Annotated in this window: 17 protein-coding genes; 9 read left to right on the plus strand and 8 right to left on the minus strand. The window is 38.2% G+C overall.

The features are described from left to right. Nucleotides 1–63: 63 nt before the first annotated feature. A complete protein-coding gene (locus ABD769_RS14990; protein ID WP_344852217.1) occupies nt 64–1,632 on the plus strand; it encodes a M28 family metallopeptidase in 1,569 nt (522 codons plus the stop codon). A 95-nt stretch (nt 1,633–1,727) separates the two neighbouring features. On the opposite strand, the gene ABD769_RS14995 is transcribed toward ABD769_RS14990, so the two are convergent. Beyond that, a complete protein-coding gene (locus tag ABD769_RS14995; protein WP_025143302.1) occupies nt 1,728–1,958 on the minus strand; it encodes a response regulator transcription factor in 231 nt (76 codons plus the stop codon). A 304-nt stretch (nt 1,959–2,262) separates the two neighbouring features. Between ABD769_RS14995 and ABD769_RS15000 the strand changes: the two genes are divergently transcribed. The 8 genes from ABD769_RS15000 (at nt 2,263) to ABD769_RS15035 (ending at nt 8,414) form a co-directional block, all read left to right on the plus strand. Next, nucleotides 2,263–2,700 (plus strand): hypothetical protein, encoded by a 438-nt coding sequence (locus ABD769_RS15000; protein WP_344852218.1) that lies wholly within the window; start codon nt 2,263–2,265, stop codon nt 2,698–2,700. Nucleotides 2,701–2,703: 3 nt separating this feature from the next. Continuing rightward, nucleotides 2,704–3,351, plus strand: coding sequence for a hypothetical protein (locus ABD769_RS15005; protein ID WP_344852219.1), 648 nt, complete (start codon nt 2,704–2,706; stop codon nt 3,349–3,351). Then, nucleotides 3,318–4,109 carry a sensor histidine kinase gene (locus tag ABD769_RS15010; RefSeq protein ID WP_344852220.1) on the plus strand — a complete coding sequence of 264 codons (792 nt, stop codon included), beginning with the start codon at nt 3,318–3,320 and terminating at the stop codon, nt 4,107–4,109. The genes ABD769_RS15005 and ABD769_RS15010 overlap by 34 nt, the downstream gene beginning before the upstream one ends. Nucleotides 4,110–4,111: 2 nt before the next feature. Further along, nucleotides 4,112–4,753: a response regulator gene (locus ABD769_RS15015; protein WP_344852221.1), complete on the plus strand. Its 642-nt coding sequence runs from the start codon at nt 4,112–4,114 to the stop codon at nt 4,751–4,753. Nucleotides 4,754–4,970: 217 nt separating this feature from the next. After that, on the plus strand, nt 4,971–5,348 hold the full coding sequence (locus ABD769_RS15020; protein ID WP_025143307.1) for a BlaI/MecI/CopY family transcriptional regulator: 378 nt from the start codon (nt 4,971–4,973) through the stop codon (nt 5,346–5,348). Beyond that, entirely contained in the window at nt 5,345–7,339 is a 1,995-nt protein-coding gene (locus tag ABD769_RS15025) for a TonB family protein (protein WP_344852222.1), read from the plus strand. Before ABD769_RS15020 ends, ABD769_RS15025 begins: the two co-directional genes overlap by 4 nt. Before the next feature lie 5 nt (nt 7,340–7,344). Next, nucleotides 7,345–7,989 carry a TonB-dependent receptor plug domain-containing protein gene (locus ABD769_RS15030; RefSeq protein WP_344852223.1) on the plus strand — a complete coding sequence of 215 codons (645 nt, stop codon included), beginning with the start codon at nt 7,345–7,347 and terminating at the stop codon, nt 7,987–7,989. 26 nt (nt 7,990–8,015) lie between these two features. Then, the gene (locus ABD769_RS15035) at nt 8,016–8,414 is read left to right on the plus strand and encodes an energy transducer TonB (protein ID WP_344852224.1); all 399 of its coding nucleotides are present in this window, start codon (nt 8,016–8,018) and stop codon (nt 8,412–8,414) included. A 411-nt stretch (nt 8,415–8,825) separates the two neighbouring features. Here ABD769_RS15035 and ABD769_RS15040 read toward each other — a convergent pair whose 3' ends face one another. The 7 genes from ABD769_RS15040 to ABD769_RS15070 form a co-directional block, all read right to left on the minus strand. Next, nucleotides 8,826–9,596 (minus strand): succinate dehydrogenase/fumarate reductase iron-sulfur subunit, encoded by a 771-nt coding sequence (locus ABD769_RS15040; RefSeq protein ID WP_025143311.1) that lies wholly within the window; start codon nt 9,594–9,596, stop codon nt 8,826–8,828. Nucleotides 9,597–9,679: 83 nt separating this feature from the next. Beyond that, nucleotides 9,680–11,659 (minus strand): fumarate reductase/succinate dehydrogenase flavoprotein subunit, encoded by a 1,980-nt coding sequence (locus ABD769_RS15045; RefSeq protein WP_344852225.1) that lies wholly within the window; start codon nt 11,657–11,659, stop codon nt 9,680–9,682. Nucleotides 11,660–11,676: 17 nt separating this feature from the next. Then, entirely contained in the window at nt 11,677–12,357 is a 681-nt protein-coding gene (locus ABD769_RS15050; protein ID WP_344852226.1) for a succinate dehydrogenase cytochrome b subunit, read from the minus strand. A 393-nt stretch (nt 12,358–12,750) separates the two neighbouring features. Then, a complete protein-coding gene (locus tag ABD769_RS15055; protein WP_010599638.1) occupies nt 12,751–12,942 on the minus strand; it encodes a cold-shock protein in 192 nt (63 codons plus the stop codon). Nucleotides 12,943–13,054: 112 nt separating this feature from the next. Further along, nucleotides 13,055–13,678 carry a tetratricopeptide repeat protein gene (locus ABD769_RS15060; RefSeq protein ID WP_344852227.1) on the minus strand — a complete coding sequence of 208 codons (624 nt, stop codon included), beginning with the start codon at nt 13,676–13,678 and terminating at the stop codon, nt 13,055–13,057. Beyond that, nucleotides 13,666–14,808, minus strand: coding sequence for a hypothetical protein (locus ABD769_RS15065; RefSeq protein ID WP_344852228.1), 1,143 nt, complete (start codon nt 14,806–14,808; stop codon nt 13,666–13,668). Before ABD769_RS15065 ends, ABD769_RS15060 begins: the two co-directional genes overlap by 13 nt. Then, on the minus strand, nt 14,787–16,940 hold the full coding sequence (locus tag ABD769_RS15070; protein ID WP_344852229.1) for an urea transporter: 2,154 nt from the start codon (nt 16,938–16,940) through the stop codon (nt 14,787–14,789). The genes ABD769_RS15065 and ABD769_RS15070 overlap by 22 nt, the downstream gene beginning before the upstream one ends. Nucleotides 16,941–17,103: the final 163 nt, after the last annotated feature.

The raw sequence follows: 17,103 nt of genomic DNA on the forward strand, positions 1-17,103 counted from the left end.
AAAATAATTGGAAGGGGTTTAAAGCGTATTTTAGATCAAAATCAACCAACTAATTATTCAAAAATGATCAAAAGATTTACCATCTCAGCATTGGCTTTTAGCCTTTGCTTTTCAGCTTTTGCACAAGATACCCCTGATGCAGCTGTAGTACAAAAAATAAGAAAAGAAGGTTTAGAGAACTCGAAGGCAATGGACATTGCTTTTAACTTAACTGATGTGAGCGGACCGCGTTTATCAAATTCGCCGGGCCTGAAAAAAGCGCAGGAATGGGCTGTAAAACAACTTACCGATTGGGGATTAAAAAATGCACACCTCGAAGCCTGGGGAACTTTCGGTAAAGGCTGGCAGATTGATAAATATTATGCAGCCACTACCTTACCGTATTATCATGCCATTATTGCCTCACCAAAAGCATGGACTCCAGGCACAAACAGTCCGATAAAATCGGAAGTAATCCTCATTAAAGCAGATAGTGTTTCCGATTTAGCAAAATATAAAGGCAAATTAGCCGGGAAAATTATTATGATGGATCAGGGTACACCGCTAACCAGTGGTATCAAACCTGATTTCTCTCGTTATGCCGATACTACATTAGCACAAATGGCTGCTGCAAAACCACAAGCAGCCGGTGCAAGGCAGCGCCCGGGCACCGGACCAATGGCCGATAGAATGGCACAAATGATGAAAATGCGTGAAATCCGTGCCGCTATAAATGCTATGCTGGTTGAAGAAAAAGTTGGCTTAATTTTAACTTATGCCCGCGGTGGACAGGGAACATTTTTTACCAGCAACGGAGCATCTTATGCTTTAGATGCAAAACCTGTATCGCCAGAGCTGGAAGTAGCAGCCGAAGATTTCTTGCACATATTACGTCTGTTGCGTGCCGGTAAACCTGTAGAAGTAGAGGCCGATATCAAAACCTCTTTCTACGATCAGGATCCGCAGGGTTATAATGTTATTGCAGAAATCCCTGGAACCGATAAAAAACTGAAAGATGAAGTGGTGATGATCGGCGGTCACTTCGATTCGTGGCATGCCGCAACCGGAGCAACCGATAATGCCGCTGGTTCTACCGTAATGATGGAAGCCATGCGTATTTTAAAAGCAATTGATTTTAAACCAAAACGCACCATCCGCATTGCACTATGGAGTTCGGAAGAGCAGGGTTTATTTGGTTCAAGAGGTTATGTTGCCAAGCATTTTGGCGACCCGAAAACGATGGTATTAACACCTGATCAGAAAAAAATATCAGCTTATTACAATCTTGATAATGGAACCGGGAAAATACGCGGCGTTTATTTACAGGGCAATGCTGCCGCTGGTCCGATTTTCCAAAGCTGGTTAACGCCATTTAACGATCTTGGTGCATCAACCATCACCATTAATAATACAGGTGGTACTGATCACCAGGCTTTTGATGCCGTGGGCATTCCGGGCTTCCAGTTTATTCAGGATCCAGCTGATTATAATACCCGTACCCACCATAGCAATATGGATACCTACGACAGGTTGGTTGAAGACGATTTAAAACAGGCGGCAACCATTATTGCATCATTTGTTTACAATACTTCGCAGCGTGAAGCACAGATTCCAAGAAAAGAATTGCCTGCCCCACAACCTGCCAGACCATAAACCGGTAAAATACAAAAGCCTGCTGATTTGACTTTAGAAATCAAATAGCAGGCTTTGCTGTTTAGAATGAGAGGTTATAATGTATCTTTAATCCCTTAAAAGGATAATATTCTTTCTTTAAAGGCCCAAACAATCAACTGATAAGAGTTTTTCAGGTCGAGCTTTCTCACCATGTTTCTACGGTGCGTATTAACCGTATGTTCGCTAATAAAAAGCATTTCGCCGATTTCTTTACTGTTGTAACCCATTGATAACAGGTGTACAATCTCAACTTCCCTTTCGCTGATCGAACCATGATTTTCCTGTAGTAGGATATTGTTTATCATTTTTCAAAGAATTTAAATTTTTTAATTTATAAGATTAACCGGCTTCGTCATCAAATAGACTTATTTTTAAATAAGTCCAAAATAGTTGTTCGTTAAGGATAGATTGAGTTTGTTTTTCGTGGTGCAGATTTTTGATCTGCTACCATATACCAAAAGTAGTGCTATGTAATAATTGGGCGATGCCGCAAAACACCTTAAATAAAAGGGTATTTTTACGGTACTTTAAATGCAAATACTTCTTGACAGATCATTTATTATTATCGATTTTTAGGCTTTTTACAAACAAACAAACACTTTAACTTTTATGAGCAAAAAATTAAATATGGAACCTATCGATCCGAAGGTTGCAAAGGCTATGGTTGCTGCCTACGCCAAAGACGGCATGACATCTGAAGAATCTTATACTAAGGCTGTATGGTTTCCGGCTGAGCAGATTTTAGCAATCGCAAAATCAATGAGCGAAGGTAAATATGATGGATTAAGAATCTATTTCGCACAATATTTGGAAGGAGCAATTGAAGGTGTTCCTAAATCTTACGAAGGCAGAAATACTCTATTGCTGGTACCAACTACACCAGGTGTGGGTAATGGAAACGGGCATGGACACGGTCATGGGCATGGTCACGGACACGGACACGGCAATGGCAACAGCAATGGAAATGAAGACCATAAAGATGATTTGGGAAATATAGAAAACAGGGGTACTGCATGCCCTGACATGTGCGAAGGAACGAGCTTATAAAGAATGAGGTACGTATCACCCATAGTTATAGCAGAGATTATCTGTTTAATCAGCGCAATTTTGTTGGTGTGGAAAGACGGTAAGGTTTTTTGGAAGGTAATCACCTGCTACATTGCCATTGCTTTGGGTACAGAACTTTATGCCATTTATCTTGCTTCAAAACATATACACAATTTATGGCTTTTCAATATTTTTTTAATATTCGAAAGCAGTACCATTTTGTATGGCCTTTATTGTTGTTTAAAAGAATACACCAACCCGAAACCTATTTTTTTAATAGGCTCGGGTGTGGTTTACCTTACCTATTTTATTTTTCTCTTTACACATCCTTTTACCGATTCAAATACGCTTACCATTAGCGTAATGTCTGTATTTTTTACCCTTTACTGCCTTTACTATTACTATTTGTTGCTAAAGGATGAAAACTTTATCAATATTAAAACCCATCCTGAATTTTGGTGGGTAACTGGTGTATTGTTTTATTACTTCGGAAGTACCATGTCGAACATTTTCGATGGCCTGTTCAGCGTAAAAGTAATTGGTGTTGCAACATTAAGATATTGTATTTATGTACTGTTAAATCTTATTTTATATAGCCTTTGGGTATATTCGTTTATATGCAGAATGAAACAACGAAAATTGCACTCTTAGTTGCCGTTTCTACATTGGTATTTTTACTGATGCCGGTGTTTTTGATTTTATATATCAGGTCTTACAACCGGCACAAAAAGAATCATTTTCTTGAGAAACAGAATATGCAGCAAAGGTTCGAATCCGAGATCCTTCAAACACGTATTGAAGTGCAGGACCAGACCATGCAGAGCATTGCTACCGAGCTGCACGATAATGTTGGCCAGTTGCTGAGCCTGACCACCCTCACACTAAACTCAGTAAATTTAAACGACGCTGAGAAGGCAAAAAAGAAGATCGAAAATTCCTTATCGCTCGTTAATAAATCCATCAAAGAATTACGGGAACTGGCCAAACTTTTACATGGCGAGCAACTGGTAGAAAATGGTATCGGCCATGCCATCGATCAGGAAATTAACTGGCTTGGTAAAGCTGGCACCTACGAATTAAAAACCAATAACCTGCTTACAGATTCACAACTTGTATCTCCCGATAAAGACCTGATTATCTTACGCTTGCTGCAGGAAATCATCAATAATGTAATTAAACATGCCCAGGCTACCTACATACAGATCGATTCATACCTGGATGAAGGTGCATTGCATTTGAAGGTTGCAGAAAATGGTATTGGTTTTAACCCTGATGAAATTAATGCAAAAAAAGCAGGAATGGGACTTAATTCTATTTATAAAAGAATTGAGATGATCAATGGAAAATTAGCATTAAATTCGGCCCCTGGCAAAGGTACATCCATTGCAATTGAAATCCCCTATCCCTAATTATGCAGAACCAAAGTATCTCCATAGCCATTGTTGATGACCACACGCTTTTCCGTTCGGGATTAGCGAGTTTGTTAGAAGAATTTGACGAAATTGAAATCGCATTCGAAGCCGTTAATGGTGTCGATCTTCAGACAAAGATTAGCCGGCACTCAGAAATTCAATTGGTATTAATGGACATTAATATGCCTGTTATGGATGGTTTTGCCGCTACCAAATGGGTTAAAACCAATTACCCGAACGTTCATGTACTTGCACTAAGCATGCTCGAAGATGAAAAAGCAATTATTGGGATGCTTAAAGCTGGTGCAGGCGGTTACATGCTTAAAGAATCTACGCCATCTGATCTGTTAACCGCAATTAAAGTTATTGTAGATAAAGGCTTCTTTGTAAACGAACTGGTATCGGGCAGGCTGCTGGTAGCACTAAAAGATACTGATACTAAACCTATATTCTCTAACCGGGAACTTACCTTTTTACAATATTGCAGTACCGAACTTACCTATAAAGAAATTGCAGACCTCATGAATGTGAGTCCGCGAACGGTTGACAACTATAGGGAATCTCTTTTTGCAAAGCTAAACATTAAGTCACGCACAGGTTTAGTAGTATATGGCATCAAAAACAACCTTATAACCATATAGCACACAGCAACAAAATAACCTGTAAAATCCTCATTTACAGACTATAAACACTTCAAAAAAATTATCACTCAGGCTAAAAAATTTACTATTACCTGAAAAATTCAGCATTAAAAATTTGTGAAATAATTTTTAAATAAAATTTGGATAACTAATATATTAGTTTTAACTTTAGCTAAGGCAAATAAATTTGCCATTATCCTTATTATTATTAACTATTATGGAAATTAAAGATTTAACCAAGGCTGAAGAACAGATTATGCAGGTTTTATGGCAATTGGAAAAAGCATTCGTCAAAGAAGTAATTGATGAGCTTCCACTCCCTAAGCCTGCCTACAACACCGTATCAACCATTATCAGAATCCTCGAAACAAAAGGCTTTATCGGTCATGAGGCATTTGGTAAAGCACACCAGTACCATCCTTTAGTAAGCAGGGAAGAATATAAGCGCCATGCAACAGAAAAGCTTTTGGGCAATTACTTCGAAAATTCAGTAGAGAGTATGTTTTCATTCTTTGTTAAAGAAGAGAAGCTTGATTTAAGCGATGTTGATGAAATTTTAAAAATGATCAATAAAATTAAACATAAGCCAAAATGAGTTTTGCCCACTACTTATTACAGGTACATTTATACTTAATTGTTTTTTACTGCTTCTACAAGCTGCTGCTGGATAAGGAGACTTATTTTACACTCAACCGCATTTATCTTATATCTTCGGGAGTTTTGTCGTTATGCATACCGTTTATCCGCCTGGAGTGGCTAACGGAACAAAAAGCAGCACAACGCGTGTACACATCAGTTAACTGGGATGCAGTATTAGCACAGGCCACAATCGTAACAGAACGCAATTCCGGGTTTAACTGGGCCAGCGCTTTTGTATATTTTTATTGTGCCGGTATTTTGTTCTTTCTGGGTAGGTTAGTGTTTAACCTTTTAATGGTTAAAAAACTCATTTCATCAAACAAGGCGGGCTCGGCCTTTGCTTTTTTTGGTAAAAAAATAATTGATCGTGAATTACCACAAATGGATGTGATCGACATCCACGAAGAAGCGCACATTAAACAGTGGCATACTGTTGATGTGCTCTTTTTTGAAATTATAGGCATTTTAACCTGGTTAAACCCGGTGATTTACCTTTATAAAAAAACAATCAAAAACATACACGAATTTTTAGCCGACGAACAGGCGGCCGAATTTCAGGGCGATAAGGCAGAATATGCCATGTTGTTATTAAGCAAATCGTTTGGTATTTCGCCAAATAGTTTAACCAATGGTTTTCTTGAAAAATCATTGATCAAAAAAAGAATTTTCATGCTTCATAAAGAGCGGTCAAAAAAAACTGCAATTATGAAGTATGGGATTTTTATCCCGCTTTTTGCTTTACTTATTGTGTTCTCATCAGCAACGGTCCGTAAAAATGAAAAATTAATGTCTATTTCCGATCAGATCCCTTTAAATAAACCGATCGAAATGGTGCAGGCAATTGTTACAACCGAATCCAGCGAAGATGCTCTAACGCCAAAAGTTTCAGTTGATGGCAAGGCAGATGCAAACTGGAAAAGTTTTTATCAGTTTTTATCAAAAACCATTAAATATCCTGCTACAGCCAACAATAATGAAGTTCAGGGCAATACGCAGCTAAAATTTAACTTAAAGAATGGCAAAATAACCAATATTACTACAAATGCAGTGCTTGGTGCCGGTTGTGAAGAAGAAGTAAGAAAAGCTATAATGTCTTATAAAGGCTTTAAAAATACTGAAGATGGCAAATATGCATTAACGGTTACCTTTAGCCTGCCAGAATCTACTGAAGAATTTAAGAACAAATTTGTACCCGCATCTTCGGGCTATATAAACCTGAACAAAATCAGAATTACTTCTTACCGCAACAAAGCCGCCGAAACAGCCGGCAGTTTAAACACCCAGCAGGATGAAACAGATAAAAAGGTTTATGATTTTGTTTCCATCGATAAACAACCTGAATTTCCGGGAGGTATTGCTAAATTCTATAAATACCTTGGCGGCAGCATCAAGTACCCAAAAATGGCGCTCGATAACAATGTACAAGGGAAAGTATTTTTAAGTTTTATTGTTGAAAAAGATGGTTCGCTAAGCGATATACAGATTACACGGGGTTTAGGTAGCGGAACGGATGAAGAGGCCATCAGGGTTTTAAAAGAATCGCCAAAATGGAATCCCGGAACTTCGAACGGCATGGCCGTAAGAGTGAAGTACAACATCAATGTAAACTTCACATTAAATGACGAACCAGCCAGGCCGGTTAAATTAAGCGCAGTACCGGCAAACCGGGTTATATTTAAAGATGGCGTAAATCTGGATGCACTGATCATTTTAGATGGCGTTAAACTACCAGATAACAGCCAGTTGAGCATGATAAATGCAAATAATATAGAATCTATTTCTGTTTTAAAAGATCAGACTGCGATGAGCCTGTATGGCCCAAAGGCTAAAAACGGCGCCATTATTATTACGAGTAAAACCAAAAATAATATTTTCCGGAATCTTGAGTCAAAAGATACTGCGATTGACAAAAGCACTAATTTCTTAGATTTTAAAAGAAAATTCTAACCAATATGAAAAATTTCCTAACCTTTACCATGATGATGGGCATTAGTTTAGCTGGTTTTGCCCAAAAAGCAGACAGTATTAAAACCACCAAAATTACGCTCAGAGGAATACTTGTTGCTGGTGCTGAACCTTTAGTGGTAATTGATGGAAATAAACAATATATAAGAGGCACATCAATGCTGGATGAAATTAATCAGGCCAATATCGAATCAATTACTGTTTTAAAAGATAGTTCAGCAATTGTTAAATATGGCCCGGATGGTTTTGCAGGTGTAATTGAGGTGAAAACGAAAAACAACCCATTGGGTAAACAAAGCTCGATCATTCCCTCTAAACGGCTTTATAACCTGCCATTAAAAGGCAAAGCAACCGGATTTACCATTCGTCCTAAAAATTCAACCGCTAAAGATGGCGACTCGAATTTTTCTGTAACCAAAAACGGGATTAAATTAAAAAGTGGAGAAACAGCACCACTATACATTATCGACGGCAAAGAAGCTTCAGGAATAGAAATCCTTGACAGGGAGAATATCGAAAAAGTGGAAATTATTAAAGACACGTCAGGCGCCACAATATATGGAGAAAAGGGCAAAAATGGCGTCATTATCATCACAACTAAAAAAGCTAAAACAGCTCCCGGTAAAAATTAAATAATCAATCACATAATCAAAAAACAATGAGAAAGCTAATCTTTTTAGCCCTAACGGGCATCGCCATGTTCTTTAATTCGGCAAAAGCGCAGAACAATCAGGACAAAATTTACGATTTTACTTCGTTGGAAAAGGCTCCGGAATATCCGGGCGGTATTTCTAAGTTTTATGCATACCTGGGACATGAAATTAAATACCCGGAAGTAGCTAAAAAAGACAAAACCCAGGGCAAAGTATTTGCTTCTTTTGTGGTAGAGAAAAACGGGGCATTAACCGATGTTCAAATTACAAAGGGGTTAACCAAAGAAACAGATAATGAAGCGTTAAGGGTATTGAGCAAGTCGCCAAGATGGAACCCCGGCTTAATTAAGGGAAGGCCGGTACGCGTAAAGTATAACATTAATGTTAACTTTAAAATGGACTAAATGCTGTTTTACCAATCTTTTAAACGCACAAAACCCCAGCAAAAATTGCCGGGGTTTTATGTTTTCTCTCCTGTCTCGGAGGACTAAATTTAGAAAAATTTTAATGTATATGCAAATATTACAGAATAAAATTTCTATTTAGGCAAAACTTTAATATGCTAACATAAGAATATTACGACTTTCGCAAACTTTTATTTCGCCGCACAATTCATTCTATTACTTTCAATCGAAAGGATTATTGTTTCATATGTTTTCAAAGTCTGGCTTTTCTGCTAAAAAGTAGCTATATAAACCTAAAGTAATAACGCACAACTCATTAAAAAATTACCTTTAGATTTTTAGTTATAAAAAAAGCCCCAAACCAGGTTTGAGGCTCAAGAATTCCGATAAATCGGAACGCACAGTATATTTTTAAACCGTTTCTTCCGAAACGAATTTTGCAGAGGCAAAATCGCGGTTCATGCGGGCAATATTTTCTAAAGAAATTCCTTTAGGGCATTCTGCTTCGCAGGCACCTGTGTTTGTACAGTTACCAAAACCTTCGGCATCCATTTGCGCTACCATGCTCTGTACGCGACGATAACGTTCTGGCTGACCTTGAGGTAATAATGCCAATTGAGAAATCTTAGCCGATACGAACAACATTGCTGAAGCATTTTTACAGGTTGCTACGCAAGCACCACAACCAATACATGCTGCAGCCTCGAAAGCAGCATCAGCCTGCATTTTAGGGATTGGCAAATTGTTTGCATCCTGGGCATTACCGGTATTTACTGAAATAAAACCACCAGCAGCAATCACCCTGTCAAATGCAGAACGATCAACCGTTAAATCTTTAACTACCGGAAACGCAGCCGCTCTCCATGGCTCAACCACAATGGTATCGCCATCTTTAAAAGAACGCATGTGTAACTGGCAGGTAGTAACCAGGTCTTTTGGTCCGTGCGGACGGCCGTTGATGAACATCGAACACATTCCGCAGATACCCTCGCGGCAATCGTGATCGAATACAACAGGCTCTTCACCTTTATTGATTAATTGTTCGTTTAATACATCGAACATCTCTAAGAAAGACATATCCGGTGAAATATCGGCCAATTTATAATCTACCAAAGCACCTTTGGTTTTGTTATTTTTTTGACGCCAAACTTTTAGCGTTAAGTTCATATTTCCTGTACTCATTGTATCTCAGATTTGAGATTTGAGACATTAGATATGAGAATTGAGAATTTTCATCTCACGTCTCACATCTCACATCTCACATCTTATTTATAACTTCTTTGTGCTACTTTAATATTTTCAAACTTCAGTTCTTCTTTATGAAGTTCGAAGTTTACACCTTCTTTAAATTCCCAGGCAGCTACGTATGCATAATTTACATCGTCACGCAATGCTTCACCTTCTTCTGTCTGATACTCTTCACGGAAGTGACCGCCGCAGCTTTCGTTACGGTTTAAAGCATCGATACACATTAATTCACCCAGCTCGATAAAATCGGCTACGCGACCAGCTTTTTCTAACTCAGTGTTTAATTCATCGGCAGTTCCAGGTACACGAACATCACTCCAGAATTCGGCACGTAAGGCCCTGATTTCTTCGATCGCTTCTTTTAAGCCTTGTTCGTTACGCGCCATACCACATTTTTCCCACATGATGTGGCCTAAACGTTTGTGGAAATGATCTACCGATTTGGTTCCTTTGATATTAATTAAAGTATTTAAAATACCTACAGCTCTTTGTTCAGCCTCTACAAAGGCAGGGTGATCAGTCGGGATTGCTTTTACAGAAATCTCTTTTGATAAATAAGCACCAATGGTGTAAGGAAGCACGAAATAACCATCAGCCAGGCCCTGCATTAAAGCAGATGCACCTAAACGGTTGGCACCGTGATCGGAGAAGTTAGCCTCACCTGTACAGTATAAACCTGGTACGGATGTCATTAAGTTATAATCAACCCATAAACCACCCATGGTATAGTGAACCGCCGGATAGATACGCATTGGCGTTTCGTAAGGATTTTCACCTGTAATCTGCGCATACATATCGAACAGGTTACCATATTTAGCTTTAATTACCTCAGTACCTAAACGCATACAGGTTTCTTTATCAGGATTGTGGTTACCTGACTTAGAAGCTTCGATTTTACCATAACGTTCTGTATTGGCTTTAAAATCAAGATATACGGCCAATTTAGAAGCACCAACACCATAACCGGCATCGCAACGCTCTTTCGCCGCACGTGAAGCTACATCACGAGGAACAAGGTTACCGAAAGCAGGGTAACGGCGCTCTAAATAATAATCTCTTTCGTCTTCAGGAATTTCTGAAGCTTTACGGTTATCATCTTTCTTTTTTGGAACCCAGATCCGTCCATCGTTACGTAACGACTCAGACATCAGGGTTAATTTTGACTGGTGATCACCAGAAACCGGAATACAGGTTGGGTGGATCTGCGTGTAGCAAGGATTTGCAAAATAAGCACCTTGTTTGTGCGCTTTCCAGGCCGCTGTAACATTACTGCCCATGGCGTTGGTAGAAAGATAGAATACGTTTCCGTAACCACCTGTTCCTAATACCACTGCATGACCGAAGTGACGTTCAATTTCGCCTGTAATTAAGTTACGGGCAATAATACCACGCGCTTTGCCATCGATTTTAACCACCTCAAGCATTTCGTGGCGGGTGTACATTTCTACTTTGCCCATACCAATCTGGCGTTCTAAAGCAGAATATGCACCTAATAATAACTGCTGACCGGTTTGACCTGCAGCATAAAAAGTACGTTGTACCTGTGTACCTCCGAAGGAACGATTATCCAACAAACCACCATACTCACGTGCCAAAGGAACACCCTGAGCCACACACTGATCTATAATATTTGCACTAACTTCTGCTAAACGGTGTACGTTAGCTTCGCGGGCCCTGTAATCACCACCTTTAATGGTATCGTAAAATAAACGGTAAACGCTGTCACCATCATTCTGATAGTTTTTAGCGGCATTAATACCACCCTGAGCAGCGATTGAGTGTGCTCTACGTGGTGAATCCTGAAAACAGAAACATTTAACTTTGTAACCCATCTCAGCCAAAGTAGCGGCTGCCGAAGCACCTGCCAAACCCGAACCTACGATGATTACTTCAATAGTTCTTTTGTTCGATGGGTTTACCAAAGGCACAGAAGACTTATATTTTGTCCATTTGCTGGTTAATTCGCCTTCTGGAATATTTGAATTAATATCTGACATATCTTTTGTGCTAAAAATTATTGAATAAGACCGAAATAAACTGCAATCGGCATGGCCGCGAAAAGGATCGAAATAATAATCGAATACCAAACGCCTGCTCCTTTAATGATACCATTATATTTTGAGTGGTTCCAGCCCATTGTCTGGAAAGCTGAAGCAAAACCATGTAACAGGTGATAACACAAAGAAAACATGGCTAAAATATATACAGCAACCCTTACCGGATCCTGAAATTTCTCTTTCATCACGGCATAAAGGTCTTCGTGCCCATTGGAATCAACTGTCGGGATTCCGGTAAAACGCGAAACTACCCAGAAATCTTTCAGGTGAACCACCAAAAAGATCAGCAAAAGTGTACCCAATAAGCCCATAGAACGGCTATACCATTTACTGTTTGCTTTACCATCGTTTACGGCATATTTAACCGGTCTGGCTTTTTGATTTTCCAACGTTAAACGTAACGCCTGAAAAATGTGCGCAAGTAAACCAATAAACAACACAATCTCGCCCGCCCGGATAATCCAGTTGGTGGCCATAAAATGTGCGCCTACATTGAAAGTCAAACCACCGTCGTTAATAAATATTAAAGCATTAATACCGCAGTGTACAATTAAAAAAAGTATCAGGAACAAACCTGTAATACCCATGATGAATTTCTTCCCTATTGATGAAGAAAATGCATTTCCGAAACCACTCATTTGATTAGGATTTATATCTAAATTTCTTGCAAAAGTATCTAATTATGAGTTTAATTTATAAACGATTATGACAAAACAACGATAAATCATTTATTTAGAAACATTCTAAAGCATAATCGGAAATAATTGAAAGAATATGGGATTATTTATGGTTTCATTTTAAGCTGTGAAGACCAATTAGAAAAAATTCTGAGTGAAATTCGTCATTGCGAGGAGGAACGACGAAGCAATCTTCCAACGATTAATATAACCCTAGTATTAAGATTGCTTTGTCGGCAAAAAAGCCTCCTCGCAATGACGGATTAACCTTTAGTTTATTATTTGAAACTTTCCCCCACAAAAAAAGTCCCGATTTGCATCGGGACTTTTTACGATTTATGTGTTCGAGTTTTCTTAAGCTACTTTTACATTTACCGCGTTTAGGCCTTTTCTACCTTCTTCTACATCGTAGTTTACGGTATCATTCTCGCGAATGTTGTCGATTAAGCCTGAAGCATGAACAAAAATTTCGGCATCGCCATTAGATGGAGTGATAAATCCGAAACCTTTAGTTTCATTAAAAAATTTTACTGTTCCTTGTTGCATTATATTGTATTTTAATTTGCTCCAAAGATAGAGTTAAATACCTATAAATCAATTTTTTATTTTTTATTATATAAATATTTGCTAAATATATTGACTATATGCCATTTAAGCGCTATTTAGCCGCCCGATTTAAGCCATCAATACTCGATGTATCGCCCGGTTTTATCAATAATGCCCGTTCAAAACAGGCCTTCGCCTCGGGTTTTCTGCCTGAAAAAAGCAAGGACCAGCCTAACATATGATTGCCGTCATAATCAAAAGGGTATAAAGCCACCACCTTTGCAAAATATTTAGATGCAGCGGCATATTGTTTTCGGTTGTATATGATGATGCCTGCCCAATAATTGGCTTGTGTATTTTGTGGGTCGATTTTAAGGATATTGTTGTATTGTTCCATCACTTTTTCCCAGCTGCTTAAAAGGGAAAGTGGCTTAATCAGACCAAATTTGGCTTCAACAGCATTAGGCCTGGCATTTATAGCCCTGGTATAATAATTTTGAGATGCGGTATAATTTTTCGCCAGATAATATAACCAGCCGATACGAAGATTGATTTCGTAATTATTTTCAGCATAAAACGGCATTACATCACTAATGGCTTCGGCGTAATTCTTTTTGCTTTCTTCATTGTAACTATTCTGAAAAGCTTTCTGCAAAGCCGCATTGTTTTGGGCACTTACCTCAAAAACAGATAAGCCAAGCATTGCAAATACGGTAAATCGCTTTAAAAATTCCATGTAATGCCTCCGTTTATTGAGTGTTGTAAATAGTTAAATTTAAAAATATTATCAGATTTACGTTCAAATGTATAATTCAAACCTAAAAGTAGGTGGTGTTTTAACAAAAAATAACAATTTCCGCCTGCTTTAAACTTCGTTTTATCAAAACCATTGTAAATATACAGGGCATCGGCTTCCGCGTAATTATATTGATTACCTAAGGTAACCACACCCTCCAACCAAAAATTATGAATGGGCTTAATGCCCAATAATTGCTGAAAAACGACATTATTGGCATCCAATACATTAACAATTGAAAAACGGCTGATGCTGTAAAAATTTAAGTTGCCTGATAAATACTTAACAAACCGCAAATTATACTGTCTTGTTTTTTCATCGCCAATTTGCGACATTACAAAATCTCCCTGTACATCGCTGCCGTTACCGGCATATTTAATTCCGCCCAAAACTGCATTATTCTGGTAAACCAAATGCCTCAAATTGGATCTCATATAATGATAGGCACCAATAAAGCTAATCCTTTTAAAAGGGGTATAATTAAGTTTGGCATAATAACCCGGCTGACTGATATTATCATTACGCACGGGCTGATTGTAATACGAAAATGAAGTTGATAAACTCCATTTATAATTTAACCGCATATCAACGAAGGCCCTTGAAAAAGATGAGTTTCCCCGCTCATAAATATTGGTAAACTTTATCCCGCTTTCTGCCCCTGCATCGGTTAATTTAAACGATCGAATCTGTTCTCCCTCAACCCAATTACTATCTAATTGAGAAGCCAGATAACCTGCATTTTCACCACGGTTTAAATAGGCATTGCATAGGTAAGCGTAATAAAGCGCGATTTGATTGTGTTTATCATGATCTAAAACTTTATTGTATTGTGCCAAAGCCTCTGTATAATTTTCGCGCACAAAAGAGGCATAAGCAATCCGTAAACGCAACAACGGAAAATCCTCTCCTTTATTTAGCGCATCTTTTCCAAACGAAACCAGTTTCTGCCATTCAGAAGCATTAAAAAGGGCCAAAGAAATGCTGTCTGTTTTCTGATAAGAATTTTGTGCTTTACCAACTGTTACCAAAACAATTAAAAGCAGCGTAGTTAAACCAAGTTTGTTTGCCATGTTACTTTTAACTTTTTGTTATTTTGTCCGAACTTCATTTCGCTTATTCCTGTGCTATCGAGACAGATTTCAGCGTTTAGAAAAATATGATGATGATTAAAAACCTGTTTTTTGGCTTCAACCTGAATGTTTAGCCCATCATTTTTGGGAATGATGATATTGGAGTAATTGTTGCGGCTGAAAATTAAAAACGGAGCTAAAAGATCCTGAAGCCAAAGCGAGGGTTTAAATCGCTCTATTTCTAAAGCATAATGATCTTCCACTTTGTGCGCAGAATAATCAATTTTGTAGGCTGCCTGATAAAAAAGGAAGAGGATCGATGTTCTGTCGCCATAAAACCTGGTAAAATAAAATATACTTACATTATTCACAAAATAAGCCACAGCCTGGTTTTCGCGACAATAAAAATAGGTTGCATTAATATCATCGGTAAATATTTCCCAGGTTTCCTTTTTGCCATTATCGCCTGTTACTACACAAATATAGCCTGGCTGAAAATGAAATGCATTTTTTAAATAAGGGTTAATTTCAGGTTTTTGAATGGTCTCCCCTTCTATGGGAATCTGGAAAGATTTTAAAACAGAATTGTTCTCAGAAGCGTAGTAAGCAAATGGATAGGCCAGGGTTTTAGAACCGATATAAGGTGTAGATTGAACCTGAAAGTGTAAGTGCGGTTCTGGCGAGCGACCGGAGTTGCCACAGAGGCCAATAATATTGCCCTGTTTTACTATATCGCCGGTTTTAACTTTTATGCTGTTCTTTTTTAAGTGCGAAACTTTGGTATATAAATATTCGGTATGTTTTATAACAATGGTATTGCCCCAGTTCTGCTGCAGGTTCACCTGTCCGATCACATTATCATCAATATGGCTGATTACTTCCTCAACAATCCCATCACCCGCAGCGAGAACAGGTTTATTAAAGCAATAATAATCTTCAGGCTTAATACCCGGCAGTTCGTAACTTTTATCATCAATATCTTTTAACACAAAATCTAATGCATGCTGCCAATCGCCTTTATGGGTAATTTTGCCATCATACCCCTGAGAAACTGTCCACGCGCCCATAAATGGCAAACTCAGGTTGACGAATTTAAAATCTTTAAGTCTTTCTTCACCATTTAAATACTGATAAAGATTGGTTTCGGGCGAGTAATTCTGAAATGCGGTGAGCTGTAATTTTCCAGGATTTTTCCTCAGTATAAAAAAGTATAGCAAACCGATGGTTACTAAACAGAATGGCATAGAGCATACGGGGAGATTGTAAATACCCAGCACCCGCGAAAGGCCATTTAAAACCAGAAAGGTAAAAGGCACGACAACAATTGCCCATCCATAGGAACGCCAGGACGGGATAAGAAAAAAGCCCCCGATAGCACAACTGGCCATCATAAAATTTGCACCAAGATAATAATTGCTTATTCCATCGGGATAGGTTCCGGTGAGGTGGTTAACTAAACATGCGGTAATAAAACCAACAATTAATAAGCTAAAGCCTATGCGGGAGTGTATCAAAACCCCGATGCTGATTAATATACCTGCTAACACATTATTTTGAAAAAGTACTGCACTTAGCGATCTAAAAAAAAGCAATGCATAACCAGGTATTTTCAAATGATCGAAAAAATAGCAAAGCTTTGTAAAATGAGAGGGGATACTGTTGTTTAGCTCAAACAGTAAGGAACTACTTTTCTGCACTAAACCCATGCCCGGGTAACCATTGGCGGCGATTAAAACCACCCAAAAGGTAATGATAAACGGAATGGAAAGTGGTGGCAATGCATATTTGCCTAAAAATGATGTCAGATTAACGCTCAACATTACACAAAGCAGGCAGGCGGCAGCCAACCAAAGCCAAAAAGCAAAGGTAAAATTGAAAAATGTACCAAAGCCAATGCCGAGTAAAAGTGAATTAAAGCTGTATAAACCTGATTTAACATCTTCTTTATAAAAACCTAAATTATTAACTAAAATCAACGATGCAATTACAGCAATCAATCCAGAAAGGCCCGCATTAAAATTGAACATAGAAACCACAAACAATACCGCACCCAAAATTTTATTCTGCGAAAAGAATAAAATAGCATAACTGTTTAATGCCGAGCTAAGGTAATATTGCAAGTGTTTTTTCAATTTTTGTTTTTAATCTTGATTATCAATCCTAATGTCCTCAATTAGCATTAGTTGTCAGGCTGAGCCTATCGAAGCCTCTCAAATTGTTAAATAAAACTTTTGCCCTTCGACAAGCTCAGGATGACATACCTTATTTGTTACCCTTAAGTTAATTATGTTGACA

Source organism: Pedobacter jeongneungensis, assembly GCF_039538295.1.
GTDB lineage: Bacteria > Bacteroidota > Bacteroidia > Sphingobacteriales > Sphingobacteriaceae > Pedobacter > Pedobacter jeongneungensis.